This is a genomic window from Cellulomonas sp. Root137, from assembly GCF_001426725.1.
Taxonomy (GTDB): Bacteria; Actinomycetota; Actinomycetes; order Actinomycetales; family Cellulomonadaceae; genus Cellulomonas.
This window is the reverse complement of sequence record NZ_LMFG01000005.1, coordinates 133,120-151,623: the sequence shown is the minus strand read 5'-3', so window position 1 is coordinate 151,623 and position 18,504 is coordinate 133,120. Positions and strand designations below refer to the sequence as shown.

Annotated in this window: 13 protein-coding genes; 10 read left to right on the top strand and 3 right to left on the bottom strand. The window is 71.8% G+C overall.

The window, feature by feature from the left end; all coding sequences use genetic code 11:
- The first annotated feature begins 93 nt into the window (after positions 1–93).
- A complete protein-coding gene (locus tag ASD18_RS20320) occupies positions 94–1,098 on the top strand; it encodes a hypothetical protein (RefSeq protein ID WP_056096930.1) in 1,005 nt (334 codons plus the stop codon).
- Here ASD18_RS20320 and ASD18_RS20315 read toward each other — a convergent pair.
- Complete coding sequence (locus tag ASD18_RS20315; protein WP_056096927.1) at positions 1,095–2,438, bottom strand: deoxyribodipyrimidine photo-lyase; 1,344 nt, start codon at positions 2,436–2,438, stop codon at positions 1,095–1,097. The genes ASD18_RS20320 and ASD18_RS20315 overlap by 4 nt on opposite strands.
- Before the next feature lie 86 nt (positions 2,439–2,524).
- Here ASD18_RS20315 and ASD18_RS20310 point away from each other — a divergent pair, with 86 nt between their 5' ends.
- Entirely contained in the window at positions 2,525–4,057 is a 1,533-nt protein-coding gene (locus ASD18_RS20310) for a peptide MFS transporter (RefSeq protein WP_056096923.1), read from the top strand.
- Between the two features lie 38 nt (positions 4,058–4,095).
- On the top strand, positions 4,096–4,758 hold the full coding sequence (locus ASD18_RS20305) for a 4a-hydroxytetrahydrobiopterin dehydratase (RefSeq protein ID WP_056096920.1): 663 nt from the start codon (positions 4,096–4,098) through the stop codon (positions 4,756–4,758).
- Positions 4,759–4,844: 86 nt separating this feature from the next.
- Here the strand turns inward: ASD18_RS20305 and ASD18_RS20300 are convergent, their stop codons facing one another.
- Entirely contained in the window at positions 4,845–9,095 is a 4,251-nt protein-coding gene (locus tag ASD18_RS20300; RefSeq protein WP_082574340.1) for an endo-1,4-beta-xylanase, read from the bottom strand.
- Positions 9,096–9,234: 139 nt separating this feature from the next.
- Positions 9,235–10,254, bottom strand: a complete 1,020-nt coding sequence (locus ASD18_RS20295) for a LacI family DNA-binding transcriptional regulator (RefSeq protein WP_056096914.1) — start codon at positions 10,252–10,254, stop codon at positions 9,235–9,237.
- A gap of 130 nt (positions 10,255–10,384) precedes the next feature.
- Here ASD18_RS20295 and ASD18_RS20290 point away from each other — a divergent pair, with 130 nt between their 5' ends.
- The 7 genes from ASD18_RS20290 (at position 10,385) to ilvD (ending at position 18,479) form a co-directional block, all read left to right on the top strand.
- Positions 10,385–11,686, top strand: a complete 1,302-nt coding sequence (locus tag ASD18_RS20290; RefSeq protein WP_056096911.1) for an ABC transporter substrate-binding protein — start codon at positions 10,385–10,387, stop codon at positions 11,684–11,686.
- A gap of 5 nt (positions 11,687–11,691) precedes the next feature.
- Positions 11,692–12,729, top strand: a complete 1,038-nt coding sequence (locus tag ASD18_RS20285) for a carbohydrate ABC transporter permease (RefSeq protein ID WP_235522492.1) — start codon at positions 11,692–11,694, stop codon at positions 12,727–12,729.
- Positions 12,726–13,604 carry a carbohydrate ABC transporter permease gene (locus tag ASD18_RS20280; protein ID WP_056096906.1) on the top strand — a complete coding sequence of 293 codons (879 nt, stop codon included), beginning with the start codon at positions 12,726–12,728 and terminating at the stop codon, positions 13,602–13,604. The genes ASD18_RS20285 and ASD18_RS20280 overlap by 4 nt, the downstream gene beginning before the upstream one ends.
- 108 nt (positions 13,605–13,712) lie before the next feature.
- The gene (locus tag ASD18_RS20275) at positions 13,713–15,932 is read left to right on the top strand and encodes a glycoside hydrolase family 3 N-terminal domain-containing protein (RefSeq protein ID WP_082574352.1); all 2,220 of its coding nucleotides are present in this window, start codon (positions 13,713–13,715) and stop codon (positions 15,930–15,932) included.
- Positions 15,933–16,078: 146 nt separating this feature from the next.
- Complete coding sequence (locus ASD18_RS20270) at positions 16,079–16,495, top strand: hypothetical protein (RefSeq protein ID WP_056096898.1); 417 nt, start codon at positions 16,079–16,081, stop codon at positions 16,493–16,495.
- A complete protein-coding gene (locus ASD18_RS20265) occupies positions 16,492–16,686 on the top strand; it encodes a helix-turn-helix transcriptional regulator (RefSeq protein ID WP_056096893.1) in 195 nt (64 codons plus the stop codon). The genes ASD18_RS20270 and ASD18_RS20265 overlap by 4 nt, the downstream gene beginning before the upstream one ends.
- Positions 16,687–16,748: 62 nt before the next feature.
- The gene (gene ilvD, locus ASD18_RS20260; protein ID WP_056096889.1) at positions 16,749–18,479 is read left to right on the top strand and encodes a dihydroxy-acid dehydratase; all 1,731 of its coding nucleotides are present in this window, start codon (positions 16,749–16,751) and stop codon (positions 18,477–18,479) included.
- Positions 18,480–18,504 lie beyond the last annotated feature (25 nt).

Below are 18,504 nucleotides of genomic sequence, written 5' to 3'. Positions count from 1 at the left end.
TAAAAACGAATGATCGTTCTTGACAACTGCGACACGCGGGGACGACGATCGTCTAGAAGAACGAACGTTCGGTTTAGACGAGAGGATCGTGTCATGCACGCGCAGCCCCACACCCCGTGGCGTCGCCTCCTCGGACTGGGGGTCGGCCTCGCCGCCGCCCTCACCGTGCTGGTGCTCGCCTTCCTGTGGCCGGCGGTCACCTCCGAGCCGCACGACCTGCCGGTCGCCGTCGCCGGGCCGTCCGCCGCGGTCGGGCCGTTCACCCGGGCGCTCGAGGAGCGTGCGCCCGGCGTGTTCGACGTCGTCGCCGCGCAGGACCGCAGCGCCGCGGTCGACCTCGTCCAGACGCGCGACGTGTACGGCGCAGTCGTGCTCGGCGCGCAGCCGGAGATCCTCACCGCGTCGGGCGGGAGCCCGCTCGTCGCGCAGCAGCTCGCCGCCCTGGCCCCCGCCCTGCAGGCGCAGGTGGGTGCGCCGGTCCCCGTGACCGACCTGGTACCTCTGCTGGAGGGGGACCCCCGCGGCGCCATCCTCGGCGCGGTCACGTTCCCGCTGGTGATCGGCGGGATGATCGGCGGGATCGCGATCTCGCTCACGGTCGTCGGCGTGTGGCGCCGGGTGACCGCGGTCGTCGGGTACTCGGTGCTCGGCGGGCTCGCGGTCGCGGGCGTCCTGCAGGGCTGGTTCGGTGCGCTGGCCGGCTCGTACGCGGTGAACGCAGGCATCGTCGGGCTCGCGATCCTGGCGATCGCCGGGGTGATCGTCGGGTGCGTGTCGGTGGTCGGCCGCGCCGGGGTCGCGATCGGTCCGGTGCTCTTCCTGCTCGTCGCCAACCCGATCGCGTCCGCCGCCCAGCCGTGGCAGATGCTGCCGGCCCCGTGGGGTGCGATCGGCCAGTGGATGCCCCCGGGTGCCGCCGCCGCGTTGCTGCGCGACGAGTCGTACTTCCCGGCGGCCGACACCACGCAGCTGTGGGTGGCGCTCGCCTCGTGGGCGCTCCTGGGCCTGCTTCTGGGGACGCTCGGCCACTTCCGCGACGCCGGTGCCGCGACCCGTGCGGCGGTCGAGGAGGCCACCCCGGAGCTCGCCAGCGTCTAGCCGTCGCGACCGCGGTGGAAGTCGTCGAGGGCGACCTTGCGCTCCGCCGCGTGGTCCACGATCGGGTCCGGGTAGTCCTCGGGCGCCTCGAGCCCCAGCTTCCACGGCTGGTGCACGGCGCGCCCGGGGATCCCGCGCAGCTCCGGCACCCACTCGCGGACGTAGGCGCCGTCGGGGTCGAACCGCTCGCCCTGCGTCACCGGGTTGAACACCCGGAAGTAGGGCGCGGCGTCCCGGCCGGTGCCGGCGACCCACTGCCAGTTGAGCTGGTTCTGCGGCACGTCGCCGTCCACGAGCCAGTCCATGAAGTGCTGGGCACCCCGCTGCCAGCGCACGTGCAGGTCCTTGACCAGGAACGACGCCACGACCATGCGGACCCGGTTGTGCATCCAGCCGAGCGCGCGGAGCTGGCGCATACCGGCGTCGACGAACGGGTACCCGGTCCGGCCCTCCGCCCACGCGGCGAACGAGGCGTCCCCGTCGTCCCACGAGTCCTCCGGCACCACGGTCCGCAGCGACCGCTGCGTCGCACCGGGGTGGTGCCACAGGACATCCGCGTGGAACTCGCGCCAGGCCAGCTCGGACCGGAACGTGGCCGTGTCGAACGGCGCCTGCGCCAGGTCGGCGAGGAGCGTCCGCGGGTGCAGCTCCCCGTACTTGAGCGGGATGGAGAGCATCGACGTGCCGTCGAGGTCCGGCCGGTTGCGCAGGGTGCCGTACTCCTCCAGGCCGTCCCGCAGGTACTCCGACCAGCGCGCGAGGGCGGCACGCTCCCCGGCCGGACGCAGGCGCACGTCCGTCGCCGGGTCCGCGGGGACGCCGTCGGACGGGACGTCGGCCCACGGGACCCGCTGCGGTCGTCGCGCCGGGGCGGACCAGCCGTGGTCCAGCCACGCGCCGCGGAACGGGGTGAACACCTGGAACGGGGTGCCCGCCTGCGTGGTCAGTCGACCGGGCGCGACCGCGTACGGGGACCCGGTGCGGACGAGCGGCACGTCCAGCGCCCGCTCCACGGCCTCGTCGCGACGCCGGCCGTACGGCTCGGTCGCTGCCGTGACGTTCACGCTCGGCGCACCGACCTCCCGGGCGATCGCGGGGAGCACGACCGAGGCGGTGCCGTGCCGGACGACCAGCCGTCCGTCGAGCGCCTCGTCCAGAGCCCGGAGGCTGCGGGCGAGGTAGGCCAGCCGCGGTGCGCCCGCGGAGCGCCACAGGGCCGGATCGACGACGAAGAGCGGGACGACCTCGTCGTCGGCGGCGCGCGCCTCCTCGACGGCGGCGAGCAGCGCGGGGTTGTCCGCGAGCCGCAGGTCGCGGCGGAACCAGTGGATCGAGGGCACCCGGTGACGGTAGCCGGGGGACCGCCGCGCCGCCGCCCGAGCACCCGGGGGTGGTGGCTCACCGGGTGCGAGGCCACGATGGGCCCATGAGCGACGCGAACGCGGGGGGCTCGGCGCCGGCTCGCAAGGCGGACACGCTGCCCGGTGACCGGGCCTTCTTCGGTCAGCCGATGGGCCTGTTCACCCTCTTCGGCACCGAGCTGTGGGAGCGGTTCAGCTACTACGGGATGCGCGCCATCCTGCTGTTCTACCTGACCGACACCGTCGCCAACGGCGGCCTCGGGATCGAGCAGACGTCGGGCGAGGCGCTCGTCGCCATCTACGGGTCGTCGGTCTACCTGCTGTCGGTGCTGGGTGGCTGGCTGGCCGACCGCGTGATCGGGGCGCGGCGATCGGTGCTCTACGGCGGCATCGTCATCGCCGCCGGCCACGTGGCGCTCACGGTCCCGTCGGCCGGCTTCTCCTATCTCGGCATCGTCCTGGTCGCGCTGGGAACCGGCCTGCTGAAGCCCAACGTCTCGAGCATGGTGGGCGAGCTGTACGACCGGGAGGACCCGCGTCGCGACTCGGGCTTCTCGATCTTCTACATGGGCATCAACATCGGCTCGCTCGCGGCGCCGTTCCTGGTCGGTGCGGCCCGGGCCGTCGGCGGGTACCACTGGGGCTTCGCCGTCGCGGCGATCGGCATGGCGATCGCGCTCGTGTTCTTCGTGCTCGGACGCAAGTACCTGGGCGGCGCAGGCGACGTCCCGCCGAACCCGCTGACGCCGCAGGACCGTCCGGGCGTGGTCCGTCTGTTCGCCGCGGTGCTGGTGGGGATCGCGCTCGCGGTCGTGATCGCGTGGCTGGTCCAGGGCGGGTTCGGCCTGCCGACGTTCATCGACGCGATCTCCTACCTCGCGTTCGCAGCACCGGTCGCGACGTTCATCGTCATGTTCCGGTCGCCCAAGGTGAACGACCACGAGCGGACCCGCCTGCGCGCCTACATCCCGCTGTTCGTCGCGGCCATGATCTTCTGGATGATCTTCGAGCAGGCGGCGAGCACGTTGGCGTCGTACGCGCAGGACAACACCGAGCTGTCGATCTTCGGCAGGGCGGTGTCGCCGGAGCTGTTCCAGTCCATCAACCCGGCCGCGATCATCCTGCTGGCGCCGGTGTTCGCGTGGCTGTGGATCAAGCTCGACGACCGCCCGCCGACCGCGGTGAAGTTCGCGCTCGGGCTGACGTTCGCGGCGCTGAGCTTCGTGTTCCTGGCGGGTGCCTCGTGGTTGGCGGACGGTGGCAAGACCGCCGCGTGGGTGCTCGTGGTGGTCTACGTCATCCAGACGATCGGTGAGCTGTGCCTGTCCCCGGTGGGCCTGGCCGCGACCACCCTGCTGGCCCCGAAGGCGTTCCGCGGGCAGGCGATGGCGCTGTGGTTCCTCGCTCCGTCGGCGGGCAACGCGATCGCCGCGCAGGTCATCCAGTCCACGCCGGACGCCAGCCCGGCGGCGTACTTCGGCACCATCGGGCTCATCGCGCTCGTGTTCGCCGGCGCGATGTTCGCGCTCGCCCCGTGGGTCACCCGGCACATCCGGGCCGGGGCGGACTCGGCCGAGGAGGCGGCGCTGCAGCACTGACCGCGGCGCGTGTGGGCGTCCGGTGGCAGGGTGGACGGATGGCTGACACCACCCTCCTGCGCCACTCCGACGTCACGGCCGCGGTCGACTCCCGGCACTGGCGCGTGCTCCTGCAGTCGCTGCGTGCGACGTTCGCGACCCCCGACTTCAGTACCGCCGCGGCGTTCGTCGCGCGGATCGCCACGGCCGCCGATGCGGCGAACCACCACCCCGACGTGGTGCTGCGCTGGGGGCAGGTCACCGTGACCACCACCAGCCACGACGCCGGCGGGCTGACCCAGCGCGACGTCGACCTCGCCGCGACCGTGAGCGCGCTGGCCGACGAGCTCGGGGTGACCGGAGACGTCCCGCGCAGCGAGATGCTCGAGATCGCCGTCGACGCGCTCGACATCCCGGCCGTGCGGCCGTTCTGGGCGGCCGTGATGGGGTACGACCTGACCGCCGCGGAGGATCTGGTGGACCCGGCGGGGATCGGGCCGTCGATCTGGTTCCAGCAGATGGACTCGCCCCGGCCGCAGCGCAACAGGATCCACTTCGACGTGATCGTCGCGCACGACCAGGCGGAGGCACGCGTGGCCGCGGCGGTGGCTGCGGGCGGGCACCTGGTCAGCGACGAGCGGGCGCCCGCGTTCTGGGTGCTGGCCGACGCCGAGGGCAACGAGGTGTGCGTGTGCACGTGGCAGGCGCGCGGCAGGAGCTGAGCGCGGGGGAGCCGAAGGCCCCGGATCGGAGTGGAGGTTGATCCGGGGCCCTCGGCGGTCAGGGGTGGAGAGGCGTCAGCGGCCCGTCACCTCCTGTGAGGGCTGGGCGAGACGGTCGCGGTGGTCGTGGTGGCCGTGCCCTCGCTGTTGGCGAACACGGCCCGGTACTCGGTCGCCCGAGTCGCCACCTTCACCGTGAGCGAGGTGCTGTGCGCACCCCGGACCCAGGTCCAGTGCCCGCTGACGGAGCGCTGCTGCCAGCGCACGGTCGGCTCGGGGTACCCGGTGGCCGCCGCCCTGAGCGTCACCTTGGAGCCCGCCTTCGCGGTGACCGAGGTGGGCTGCACCGTGACGACCGGGGCCGTGCGGGCGATCCGCACGGTGGCGACCGCGGTGGTGGCCGACCCCTCCGTGTTGGTGAACACCGCGCGGTACCGGGCGCCGTCGATGCGCTCGGACACCGTGAGCGTCAGGGACGGGGACGTCGCACCGGCCACGTTCTTCCACTGCCACGGGAAGCGGCCGCGCACCTGCCACTGGACGGTCGGCTCGGGGTAGCCCGACGCCGCCGCGGTGAGCGTGACCTCGGATCCGAGGGCACCGGCCACGGACGTCGGCTGCTGGGTCACCACCGGGGCAGCCGGCTCCGGAGTCACAGGACCGACCAGCTGGGCGACGCCCCACCGCGAGGTGTTCTGGTAGGACCGCCCGGTCGGGTCGGACCAGGTCCGGACCGACGCGCGCACCCCGGCGGTGCCGTCGTTGACCTGGAAGTCCAGGCCGGCGAGGTCACCGGGCGTGACGGTGCGCCCCAGCGAGAGCGACGCCTCGACGACGTACCCGCCGTCGACCACCGCGGTCGCGCTGGTCAGCCGGTCGCCGATCACCGCGAGGTCCCCGCTGATGGACACCGCGTTGAGGTAGCTGATCCGGTACTGCCCGTCGGCCGGGTTGTAGGGACCGGACTTGGCGTTGACGGGGTCGAGGAAGATCTCGACCGAGTCCTGCTCCCAGGCGTTGGAGCTCGTCGCGTCGAGTGACGGGTCCGTGACCTGCGCCAGCACGTCGATGCGGTCGTCGTGCCAGAGCACGCGCACCTCCGCGGTGGCACCGGGCGTGCCCTCCACCTGCACGTCGGTCCGCAGCACGGGGGCGTCGGCCCACGCGTCGTCGACCGCACCGTCGATGGCCGGGGCCGCAGAGGCCTGGGGGACCGCCACGTAGCCGACCGGCTCCACCAGGGTGACGACGCCGAGCGGGCCGCCGGTCTCCTGGTGGTGGGCCAGGTCGTTCCACGACATGAGCCCGCCGCTGCCGTCGGCCACGCGGACGTCGAACGGCACGGTCGTCCCGACGGCACCGGGCGCGGCCAAGGGCAGCTGCGCCACCGCGGTCCACCCGTCCGCGGCAGGCGTCCCGGCGTCCCGCGTGACGACGACGGGGTCACCCGCGCCGAAGAACGTCACGGTGTCCGCCGCGCCGTCGTCGGTCGCGTCGACCACGTGCACGTACGCGGTGAGCCGGTCGCCGGACCAGCGCAGCTGGAACCCGGTCCCGGCCGAGATGGTCTGCAGCGGCAGCAGGCTCCACTGCAGGGCGTCCGGGGCCTCGGCCTGCGGGGCGTTCGCCTGCCGGGTGAGGGTCGGCAGCTGTGCCGGGTCGACGATGCCCCAGTAGGCCGGCTTGGCCTGCAGGTCGTCGTCGAACGGCAGCGGCGCGCCGTCCCGCCAGCTCCGGCTGTCGTACGGACCCCAGATGGTGACCGCGAACAGGTCCGGGAACTCCCGCAGCATCGAGAAGACGCTGGCGTAGTAGTAGCCCTGCTCGACGAGCTTCTCCTGGGTGACCGTGCCGTCGATCTGCACGTCCAGCTCGCTCACGTCCTGCAGCAGACCCAGGGGGGCGAACGTCTGGAGCGTGGTGCGCATCTGGTCGACCGACTGCGACAGGCTGATGTGGAACTGGTGCCCGACGCCGTCGACCGGCACGCCGTCGGCCAGCAGACCCTCGACCAGGTCGAACATCGCCTGGCGCTTGGCGGGCAGCTCCGTGTTGTAGTCGTTGATGAACAGCTGGACGGGTCCGTCGGGGTCGCCGCCGTTGAACGCCTCGGAGGCGATCTCGAACGCGTCGGTGATGTAGCTCGCCCCGAGCGTGGCGAACCACGCACTGCGGCGCAGGCCGTCGGCCTCGCTCTCGGCGATGACCTCGTTGACCACGTCGACGCTGACGATCGGGTTGCCGGGCGTGCCGAACTCCCCGTACTTCGTGCGGTAGTGCTCGGCGACGGTCTCGATGTGCGTCCGCATCCGCCCGAGCAGGAGGGCCTGGTCGGCGGCGCTGTCGGTCAGCGGGGTGCCGTCGGCGTGCTGGAAGAACCAGTCCGGCGTCTGGCTGTGCCACACGAGCGTGTGGGCGTGCACGCGCTGACCGTTCGCGATCGCGAAGTCGATGATCTCGTCGGCGGCCTCGAACGTGAAGGTGCCCTCCGTCGGCTGGATCGCCTCAGGCTTCATCGCGTTCTCGTGGGTGATCTGGTCGTAGTGCTTGGTGACCAGCTCGGCGCCCGTGCCGACCGTCTCGCGAGCGTCGATGGCGACGCCGACGGGCCACGGCAGCACGTCCTGCAGGGACGGGATGTCCTGCTGGACCGGGGGAGCGGTGGATCCGGTCACCACGATGTCGTCCACCAGGAACGAGGGCGTGCCCGACGCGGTCTCGACGTAGAGCAGTGCGCTCTCGGCCGCGGCCATCGTGTACGACGCCTGGACCTGCACCCACGCGTCCGCGGTCACCCCGGTCGCCGTGCCGACGGTGTCGTAGGACGACGAGCCGGCGTTGTCGCGCTGGACGCTCACGCGCACGTCGGCGGGGGCCGTCTCGCCCGCGGCGAGCTTGACCCACGCCGAGATCTGGTAGGTCCGGCCGGCCTGGAAGATGCCGGTGACCGGTGCGCCGAGGCCGTGCCAGGTGTCGGTGCGGCCGGAGACGGAGGCCGCCTGCACGCCTCCGTGCGCCTCCGCCGTGGTGGTCGCGACGACTGGTGCGGTGCCGTTGCCGCGCGCGGTCCAGACGCCGAGACCGTCCTCGAACCCGGTCGACAGGGATGTGGTGGGGACGCCGGGGTCGTCGGATCCGCCCGCGGGCAGCGTGAACTGCCACCCGGCGGCCAGCCGCTCGGAGACGACGGTGCGGACCGCGGCGAGCGTGCCGGTGCGGTCACCGCCGCCGTCGTGCGCAAGCACCACCTGCCCGGGCTTCATGGCCGCGCGCAGGTTGGTGGTCAGCGTCGGGACGTCCTGCGTCTCCCAGTCGCTGATCGTGTTGATCACCGCGAGCGGCTGCATGCCGAGCGCCACCGCGACCGACGGGGACTGGCCCCAGCTGCCGTTGGGTGCCCGGAAGTAGGGCACCTTGGCGTTCGGGTCGCCCAGCGCGTCCCGGATGATCCGCAGGTTCTCGACGAGGTCGGCCTGCACCTGCTCCGGCGTCCAGCTGCCCAGGTCGGCGTAGCTGGTGGTGTGGTTGCACAGCGTGTGGCCCTCGCGCACGATGCGCTGCAGCACCGCGGCGCCGCCGGGGGCGGTGATGTTCTGGCCGATCACGCAGAACGTCGCGTGGATGCCCTGCTCACCGAGGTAGTCGAGCAAGGCCTCGGTGGTGGCGCCGTTGGGGCCGTCGTCGAACGTCAGCGCGGCGACGTCGCCGGTGCCGCGGGCGGCGGTCACGGGTGTGGCGGTCGGGTTCACGGCACCTCCGGGCACGACGCCGGGCACGGGGTCGGTACCACCGGCCGCGGTGATGAGGACGTCGTCGACGAGGAAGCTGGGGTGCGCCGTGCCGATCACGCCGGCCTCGAGGTAGAGCGTCGCGGCGGTCACGGCGGCGTCCCTGGTGTACGTGCCGCCCACCTGCACCCAGGCGTCCGCGGTCACGTCGACGGCGGAGCCCACCCAGGCGTACTGGTTGTCGGCGGGTGCCTGCTCCACGGTGAAGTGCACCGGAGCCGTCCCGACGGTGCCCGGGGCCAGCTTCACCCAGGCGGACACCGTGTAGGTGGTGCCGGCGTCGAACAGGGCGGCCACGCCCGTCGCGGGCCCGTTCCAGTCGCCGGTCCGCCCGCTGACCAGCAGGCTCCCGGTGCCGGCGTGCGCGTCGTCCGCGGTCACCGCCAGCGTGACCGGCCCCCGCGGACCCCAGGGGGCCGGGTCGGGTGACTCGAAGTCGTTCTGCAGGACCACTGTCGGCCCGGTCTCGGCGGCCAGCGCGGGCGGGGTCGTCGTCAGACCCAGTGCCACAGCTGCTGCCACCGCGGTGAGGACTCGTGCACGTCTCATCAGCGCTCCTTTGCGCGATCGTCTCCACTCCGGGCGGGAGATTACGCATCAACCGGACACGAGCGCCAGAGTTCTCGACAACGTTATTGATAACGTTATCGAATCGTGAAGTCGGTCCCGCAGGATCGTGCGGGTGTGCTCAGTGGCGCGGCGGCGCGCAGGACGCGCGGACCACGAGCTCGGTCGGCAGCCGCAGGTGCGTGGACCGGTCCTTGCCGTCGATCAGGTCCACCAGCAGGCGCAGCGCCTCGGCACCCATCTCCTGCAGCGGCTGGTTGATCGTCGTGAGCGGGGGAGAGGCCAGCGCCGACTCCGGGACATTGTCGAACCCGATGACGGAGAGGTCGGCGGGCACCGACATGCCGAGCTCGACGGCGACCGCCATCACCTGGATCGCCGAGAGGTCGTTGGCGGCGAACACGGCGGTGGGCCGGTCGTCGCGGTCCAGGAGCACTCGCGCGGGGGCGTCGGCGGTCTCGCGCCGGTACCCGCCGACACCGACCAGCGACTCGTCGACCGGCAGGCCGGCCACCTCCATCGCGTGGCGGAACCCGGCCTCGCGCAGCCGCGCGGACTCGAGGTCTGTGCGCCCGCCGAGAAAGCCGATACGCCGGTGGCCGAGCCCGACGAGGTGCTCGGTGGCCAGCACGGCGCCGGCGTAGTTGTCGGAGTCGACAGTCGGCAGCCCGGTGGGGCCGGTGTGCGGGTCGACGGCCACGACGGGGACGCCGGTGTTGGCCTCGACGACCGTCGGGGTGACGATGATGGCGCCGTCGATCAGCGTGCCCGACAAGCGGGAGAGGTACCGGCGCTCCCAGCCCACGGAGCCGCCGCCGCCGCCGGAGTACGCGAGGAGCTCGTAGCCCGTGGCTCCGACCGCCGACGACGCACCCTTGAGCAGCTCGGTGCTGAACGGCTCGAACTCCGCGACGAGGATGCCGAGGACGTTGGTCTTGTGGCTGCGCAGCGACCGCGCCCCGAGGCTCGCCTCGTACCCGAGCTCGTCGATGACCTCCTGCACGCGGGTCAGGGTGCTCTGCGCGACGCCGTACCTGCCGTTGACGACCTTGGACACCGTGGCGACCGAGACGCCGGCCGTGCGGGCGACGTCTTCCATCTTCACGCGAGGTGTCGAGTCCACGTGGGGAGCATAGAGCATGGTTTCGATAACGTTATCGAGTCGAGATGATTCGTTTCGATAACGTTATCGACAACGATTGACATCCACAGACTCCGGTGCCAACCTTGGCGCCGTCCAGCCCTGTCAGTGACGACGAGGAGATTCAACGATGATGAGGACAGCAGTCCTTCGCACCCTTGCCCTGGGTGCTGGTGTCGCCCTGCTGGCGTCCGCCTGTTCCGGCGGCGCGGGAGACGACACGACCGGCGACGCCTCCGGCGACGCGACGACCATCACCTGGTGGCACAACTCGAACACCGGCGACGGCAAGGACTACTACGACAAGGTCGCGGCGGACTTCGAGGCCGCGAACCCTGGCGTGACCGTCGAGGTCAGCGCCATGCAGCACGAGGACATGCTCACCAAGCTCGACGCCGCGTTCCAGAGCGGAGACGCTCCTGACGTCTACATGGAGCGCGGTGGCGGCGAGCTGGCCGACCACGTCGAGGCCGGCCTGACCAAGGACATCTCCGAGGCGGCCGCCGAGACGATCGAGAAGATCGGCGGATCCATCGCCGGCTGGCAGGTGGACGACAAGACGTACGGTCTGCCGTTCTCGGTCGGCGTCGTCGGCTTCTGGTACAACAAGGCGCTCTTCGAGCAGGCCGGCATCACCGAGCCGCCCGCCACCTGGGACGACTTCAACGCGGACGTCGACAAGCTCAAGGCCGCGGGCATCGAGCCCGTCTCCGTGGGTGCCGGCGACAAGTGGCCGGCCGCGCACTACTGGTACTACTTCGCGCTGCGCGAGTGCTCGCAGGACGTCCTGACCGACGCCGTGCAGACCCTCGACTTCTCCGACCCGTGCTTCGTCAAGGCGGGCGAGGACCTCGAGGCGCTCATCGGCACCGAGCCGTTCAACGCGGGCTTCCTGTCCACCCCGGCCCAGACGGGCGCCACCAGCGCCTCGGGTCTCCTGGCCACCGGCAAGGTCGCCATGGAGATGCAGGGCCACTGGGAGCCCGGCGTCATGCAGGGACTCACGGAGGACGGCAACGGCCTCGGCGAGAACACCGGCTGGTTCCCGTTCCCGGCCGTCGACGGCGGCGAGGGTGACCCGGAGGCCGCACTCGGTGGCGGCGACGCGTGGGCCGTGTCGCAGGAGGCGCCCGACGCCGCGGTGGACTTCGCGGTCTACCTGCTGTCGGACGAGGTCCAGAAGGGCTTCGCGGAGCTCGACATGGGTCTGCCGACCAACTCGACGGCCTCGCAGTACGTGTCGGACCCGGCCCTGGCCGAGCTCCTCAAGATCCGTGACGCGGCGCCGTACGTGCAGCTCTACTTCGACACGGCGTTCGGTGCCTCCGTCGGTGGCGCCATGAACGACGAGATCGCCCTGGCCTTCGCGGGCCAGGCCACCCCGCAGGACATCGTCGACGCCACGCAGGCGGCGGCTGACGCGGAGAAGTGACCGACGTGGCAGACGAAGCGACCGCCCGCGTGGGCGTCACCGCCTCGCCTGCGACGTCCACCCCAGAGGTCTCGGTCGCCGGTCGCGCTTCGGCGCGGCCGGCGGCCCCGGCCCCGGGCGGACGCCGTGGGACGGGATCGGCTCTCCGCAAGCGCCTGGAGATCGCCTTCTTCGTGGCACCCGCCCTCCTGCTGTTCCTGTTCTTCGTGGTGGTGCCGATCGTCCGCGCCATCCAGCTCTCGGCCTACCGGTGGAAGGGCTACGGCCCGCTGGTGGACTTCGTCGGCCTGAAGAACTACGTCAGCGTGCTGCAGAACGACGTCTTCATCGGCGCGCTCCAGCACAACCTGATCATCGTGGTGGCCTCGATCGCCATCCAGCTCCCGCTCGGCCTGGCCATCGCCCTGCTGCTCAACCGCAAGATGTGGGGCCAGGGCATCCTGCGCACGATCATCTTCGTCCCGTACGTGCTGGCCGAGGTCATCGCCGGTGTCGTGTGGTTCCAGCTGCTGCAGCCGAAGTACGGCGTGATCGACACGCTGTTCGACGCGGTCGGCATCCAGGGACCCGAGCAGGGCTTCCTCGGGACCCCCGAGTACGCGCTGTGGACCGTCATCGTCGTCCTGACCTGGAAGTACCTGGGTCTCGCGGTGATCCTGTTCCTCGCCGGCCTGCAGAGCGTGCCCGAGGAGCTGTACGAGGCCTCGCAGATCGACGGCGCCAGCTGGTGGCAGACGCAGCGGAAGATCACCATCCCGCTGCTCGGCCCGACCATCCGCACCTGGGCGTTCCTGTCGATGATCGGCTCGCTCCAGCTCTTCGACATGGTCTGGATCCTCACCGGCGGCGGCCCCGCCAACGCGACCACCACCATGGCCACGTTCCTCATCAACGAGGGCACCAAGCGGCAGAACTACGGGATCGCCTCGGCGGCCTCCGTGATCCTGTTCGTCGTCGCCCTCGTCCTGGCCCTGCTGTACCAGCGCTTCATCCTGCGCCGGGACATCCAGGACCCCGCACTCCAGAAGAAGGCGAAGGCATGAGCGCCGCGACCCTGACCGCGACGTCGCCGACCACCGAGGGGTCGCGACGCAAGAGCGGCAAGTACACCGGCGGCAACCCGCTCGTCTACGCCCTCGCCCTCGTCGTCGTCGCCCTGACCGTCGGCCCGGTGCTGTACGGCGTGCTCGGCGGCTTCCGGACCAACGCGCAGCTGGCAGAGACGCCCGCCGGCCTGCCGGACCCGTGGGTGCTGACCAACTACACCGGGGTGCTGACCAACCCGAACTTCTGGAAGTACGCGCTCAACTCCACGGCGATCGCGCTGCTCACCACGGCCCTCGTGGTGGTGTTCGGGATCATGGCCGCTTACCCGCTGGCCCGGTACAAGTTCAAGGGCCGTGAGCAGCTGTTCATGGTGTTCGTGCTCGGCCTGCTGTTCCCGGCCACGGTCGCGATCATCCCGCTGTTCATCCTCATCACCGATCTGGGTATGGGGAACACCTGGTGGGGCGTCGCGCTCCCGCAGGCGGCGTTCGCGCTGCCGGTGACCGTGGTGATCCTGCGGCCGTTCCTGCAGGCGCTCCCCGACGAGCTGGAGGAGGCGGCGCTGCTCGACGGCGCGTCCCGCATCGGCTTCTTCTGGCGGATCCTGCTGCCGCTGTCGGGTCCCGGGATGGTCACGGTCGGCGTGCTCGCGTTCGTCGGCTCGTGGAACGCCTACCTGCTCCCGCTGCTCCTGCTGCAGAGCGACATGAAGACCCTGCCGCTCGGCGTGGCGGACTTCTCCTCCGAGCACGCGTCGGACACGGCCGGCGTCTTCGCGTTCACCACCCTGGCCATGATCCCCGCGCTGGTGTTCTTCCTCGCCATGCAGAAGCGGATCGTCAACGGCCTCCAGGGCGCGGTCAAGGGCTGATCCGTGACCACCCCGTACGTCACCACCGAAGGAGACAGATCCGTGACGGATCTCCAGATCCTGGCCGAACCTCGGGTCGGCGACCGCGCGAGCGAGCTGCTCACCCGGATGACCCTCGAGGAGAAGCTGGCACAGATCGTCGGGTTCTGGGAGAAGGGCGACGGCGAGGTCGTCGCGCCGCTCCAGGGCGAGTTCACGCACGAGCAAGGGCTCGACGAGGCCACCCGCCACGGGCTCGGGCACATCACCCGCGCCTACGGCACGCGCCCCGTCGACGCGGTCGAGCGGGCGCAGTGGCTGTGGAACCTGCAGCGGCGCCTGGTGCGTGAGACGCGGCTCGGGATCCCGGCCCTCGTCCACGAGGAGTGCCTCACCGGGCTGTCGGCATGGCGCGCCGCGACGTTCCCGACACCGCTGGCCTGGGGGGCGTCGTTCGACCCCGACCTGGTCGCCGAGATGGGTGCGGCCATCGGGGACTCGATGCGGACGCTCGGCGTCCACCAGGGGCTGGCCCCCGTGCTCGACGTCATCCGTGACCCGCGGTGGGGACGGGTGGACGAGTGCATCGCGGAGGACCCGTACGTCGTCGGCACGATCGGGACGTCGTACGTCCGCGGGCTGCAGTCGACCGGGGTGCACGCGACGCTCAAGCACTTCGTCGGGTACTCCGGCTCGCAGTCGGGCCGCAACTTCGGCCCGGTGCACGCGGGACCGCGCGAGGTGGCCGACGTGCTGCTCGTGCCCTTCGAGATGGCCGTGCTCGACGGCGGCGCCCGCTCGGTGATGTCCTCCTACACCGAGATCGACGGCGTCCCCGTCGCGGCGGACCCGCAGCTGCTCACGGGCGTGCTGCGTGACCGCTGGGGCTTCGACGGCACGGTCGTCGCGGACTACTTCGGGGTCGCGTTCCTGCACCTCCTCCACGCGGTGGCGGGTGACCTCGGCGAGGCTGCCGGTCTGGCGCTCGCGGCCGGCGTCGACATCGAGCTGCCCACCGGCGACGCGTACCTGACCCCGCTCGCGGAGGCGGTCCGTGCCGGGCGGGTCGACGAGGCCCTGGTCGACCGGGCGGTCCTGCGCGCGCTGCGGCAGAAGGACGAGCTGGGCCTGCTCGACGCCACGTTCGACGACGAGCCGCCGACGAGCGTGGACCTCGACAGCCCCGAGCACCGTCGGATCGCGGCGCGGCTGGCCGAGGAGTCCGTCGTCCTGCTCTCCAACGACGGCACCCTGCCGCTGGCCGGCCCCGCCCGCGTGGCGGTCATCGGCCCGAACGCGGACCGCGCCGAGGCGCTGTTCGGCTGCTACTCCTTCCTCAACCACGTGCTCGCGCACCACCCCGAGGTGGAGGTCGGCTTCGAGAGCCCGACGGTCCGCCAGGCGCTGGCCGCCGAGCTCCCGGGTGCCGAGATCGTCTTCGCGCTCGGCTGCGCGGTCGACGACGACGACCGCTCGGGCTTCGGCGCGGCCGTCCAGGCGGCGGCGTCGGCCGAGGTGGCCGTGCTCGTCGTCGGCGACCACGCCGGGCTGTTCGGCCGCGGCACCGTGGGGGAGGGCTGCGACCGCGACGACCTGGAGCTCCCGGGCGTCCAGCGCGAGCTGGTCGAGGCCGTGCTGGCCACGGGCACGCCCGTCGTGCTGGTCCTGCTCACGGGCCGTCCGTACGCGATCGACTGGGCGCTCGAGCGGTGCGCCGCGGTGGTGCAGGCGTTCTTCCCGGGCGAGGAGGGCGGTACGGCGATCGCGGGCGTGCTCTCCGGGCGGGTCAACCCGTCGGGGCACCTGCCCGTGAGCATGCCGCGCTCGGCCGGCGCGCAGCCGTTCAGCTACCTGCACCCGCCGCTGGGCGGGAACGGGGACGTGACCAACCTGGCCAGCACCCCGGCGCTCCCGTTCGGGCACGGGCTCTCCTACACGACGTTCGTGCACAGCGAGCTCGCGGTGGGCGCGCAGGTGCCCACCGACGGGCACATCGGCGCGAGCGTCCGCGTCACCAACACGGGCGAGCGTGCCGGCGACGACGTGGTGCAGCTGTACGCGCGCGACCTCGTCGGCTCGGTGACCCGCCCGGTGGCGCAGCTCGTCGGGTACCGGCGGGTCCGCCTCGAGCCGGGGGAGTCGACGGTGGTGACGTTCTCCGTGCCGACCACCCGGCTGGCGTTCTCCGGCCGGGACCTCGCGCGCGTGGTCGAGCCGGGCGACGTCGACCTGTGGGTCGGGCCGTCGTGCGCCGAGCGCGAGACCGAGGGCCGCCTGACGCTCACCGGCCCGGTCCACCGGGTCGGCGTGGACGCCCCGCGCTGGACCACGGTGTCGGTCGCGGGCTGAGCAGACGCGAGGCCGTCGTCCGTGGGGTTCCGCGGACGACGGCCTCGCCGTGCCTCGACGGTGCGAATGACAAGTGAACTTGACATCCCGAGCTCCTCGTCCGTACCGTGTCAAGTGTACTTGACACGGCGGGGAGGGGTCGGATCGTGCACGCACCGCAGGACACCAGCACCTATCGGGCCGAGATCAGGGCGACCGGCGGACTCGCAGCCTGGACGCTCGCCTGGGTGGGGAGCCTTGCCCTGGCCCGCTTCGGGCCCGAGCTCTGGGGAGAGGGGCGACCGGCGGCGACGTGGGCGGCCGTGGTCGCGAACCTGGTCGTCGGGGTCCTCTGGATCGTCGCCTACACGCGCTTCCTCCGCGCGATCGACGAGCTGCAGCGCAAGATCCAGCAGGACGCGCTGGCGGTCACGCTCGGAGCGGGGTGGATCGCCGGGTTCGGCTACGTCGCCGCGGACGCCGCCGGACTGGTGCAGGCCGAGATCAACGTCGCGGCGCTCCCGGTGCTCATGAGCGTCGTCTTCCTGGTCGCCATCGCCGTCGGGCAGATCAGGTACCGATGAAGAACCGCATCGCGGAGCTCAGGTCCGACCGCGCCTGGACCCAGGCCGACGTGGCGCTGCGCCTGGGCGTCTCCCGGCAGACGATCAACGCGATCGAGACCGGCAAGTTCCATCCGAGCCTTCCCGTGGCCTTCCGCATCGCCCGGCTGTTCGAGCTGACGATCGAGGAGGTCTTCGTCGACGAGCAGTGAGCGGTCGTCCGCAGGGTGACCCTCCCGCGGCATGGGCTGAGCGCGGTCATACACTCGCGAGCATGACCGTGACGTCGGACAACGCCCCCAGCTCTACCGCTCCCTCAGTCGACATCAAGCCCCGCTCGCGCACCGTCACCGACGGTCTGGAGGCCACCGCGTCGCGCGGCATGCTCCGCGCCGTGGGCCTCGGTGACGACGACTTCGCGAAGCCCCAGATCGGCGTCGCGAGCTCCTGGAACGAGATCACCCCCTGCAACCTGTCGCTCCAGCGGCTGGCGCAGGCGGCCAAGGCGGGGGTGCACGCCGCGGGCGGCTACCCGCTCGAGTTCGGCACCATCTCGGTGTCCGACGGCATCTCGATGGGCCACGAGGGCATGCACTTCTCGCTGGTGAGCCGCGACATCATCGCCGACTCCGTGGAGACCGTCATGCAGGCCGAGCGCCTCGACGGCTCCGTGCTCCTGGCGGGCTGCGACAAGTCCCTGCCGGGGATGCTCATGGCCGCCGCCCGCCTCGACCTGTCCAGCGTGTTCCTGTACGCCGGGTCGATCGCGCCGGGCTGGGTCAAGCTCGAGGACGGCACCGAGAAGGACGTCACGATCATCGACGCGTTCGAGGCCGTCGGTGCCTGCGCCCGCGGGTTGATGAGCCGCGAGGACGTGGACCGCATCGAGCGCGCGATCTGTCCCGGCGAGGGCGCGTGCGGCGGCATGTACACCGCCAACACCATGGCGTCGGTGGCCGAGGCGATCGGCATGTCGATCCCCGGCTCCGCGGCCCCGCCGTCCGCCGACCGCCGCCGCGACGCGTTCGCGCACAAGTCCGGCGAGGCGGTCGTCGAGCTGCTGCGCAAGGGCATCACGGCGCGTCAGATCATGACCAAGGAGGCGTTCGAGAACGCCATCGCCGTCGTCATGGCCTTCGGCGGCTCCACCAACGCGGTCCTGCACCTGCTGGCCATCGCGCACGAGGCCGAGGTCGACCTCACGCTCGCCGACTTCTCCCGCGTCGCCGCCAAGGTGCCGCACCTGGGCGACCTCAAGCCGTTCGGCCGCTACGTCATGAACGACATCGACCGCATCGGTGGCGTCCCCGTCGTGATGAAGGCGCTGCTCGACGCGGGCCTGCTGCACGGCGACTGCCTCACGGTCACCGGCAAGACCATCGCGGAGAACCTGGCGGACGTGAACCCGCCGGACCCCGACGGCAAGATCCTGCGGGCCATGAACAACCCGATCCACAAGACCGGCGGCATCACGATCCTGCACGGCTCGCTGGCGCCCGACGGTGCCGTGGTGAAGTCGGCCGGCTTCGACTCCGACGTGTTCGAGGGCACCGCGCGGGTGTTCGAGCGCGAGCGAGCCGCGATGGACGCCCTGGAGAACGGGACGATCGTGGCCGGCGACGTGGTCGTCATCCGCTACGAGGGCCCCAAGGGCGGTCCGGGCATGCGCGAGATGCTCGCGATCACCGGCGCGATCAAGGGCGCCGGCCTGGGCAAGGACGTCCTGCTGCTCACCGACGGCCGCTTCTCCGGCGGGACGACCGGCCTGTGCGTCGGCCACGTGGCCCCGGAGGCGGTGGACGGTGGACCGATCGCGTTCATCAAGGACGGCGACCGGATCCGGCTGGACGTGGCCAACGCGACGCTGGACGTGCTGGTCAGCGACGAGGAGCTCGAGGGCCGCAAGGTCGGCTGGGCGCCGCTGCCCCCCACCTACACGCGCGGGGTGCTGGCCAAGTACGCGAAGCTGGTGCAGTCGGCGTCGAAGGGCGCCGTGCTGATCTGAGTGCACGCAGCGACGGGCCCGCTCC

Coding starts and splice junctions, on each gene's coding strand:
- ASD18_RS20320 (WP_056096930.1), top strand. CDS start 94: ATGCACGCGCAGCCCCACACCCCGTGGCGTCGCCTCCTCGGACTGGGG.
- ASD18_RS20310 (WP_056096923.1), top strand. CDS start 2,525: ATGAGCGACGCGAACGCGGGGGGCTCGGCGCCGGCTCGCAAGGCGGAC.
- ASD18_RS20305 (WP_056096920.1), top strand. CDS start 4,096: ATGGCTGACACCACCCTCCTGCGCCACTCCGACGTCACGGCCGCGGTC.
- ASD18_RS20300 (WP_082574340.1), bottom strand. CDS start 9,095: ATGAGACGTGCACGAGTCCTCACCGCGGTGGCAGCAGCTGTGGCACTG.
- ASD18_RS20295 (WP_056096914.1), bottom strand. CDS start 10,254: ATGCTCTATGCTCCCCACGTGGACTCGACACCTCGCGTGAAGATGGAA.
- ASD18_RS20290 (WP_056096911.1), top strand. CDS start 10,385: ATGATGAGGACAGCAGTCCTTCGCACCCTTGCCCTGGGTGCTGGTGTC.
- ASD18_RS20280 (WP_056096906.1), top strand. CDS start 12,726: ATGAGCGCCGCGACCCTGACCGCGACGTCGCCGACCACCGAGGGGTCG.
- ASD18_RS20275 (WP_082574352.1), top strand. CDS start 13,713: ATGACCCTCGAGGAGAAGCTGGCACAGATCGTCGGGTTCTGGGAGAAG.
- ASD18_RS20265 (WP_056096893.1), top strand. CDS start 16,492: ATGAAGAACCGCATCGCGGAGCTCAGGTCCGACCGCGCCTGGACCCAG.
- ilvD (WP_056096889.1), top strand. CDS start 16,749: ATGACCGTGACGTCGGACAACGCCCCCAGCTCTACCGCTCCCTCAGTC.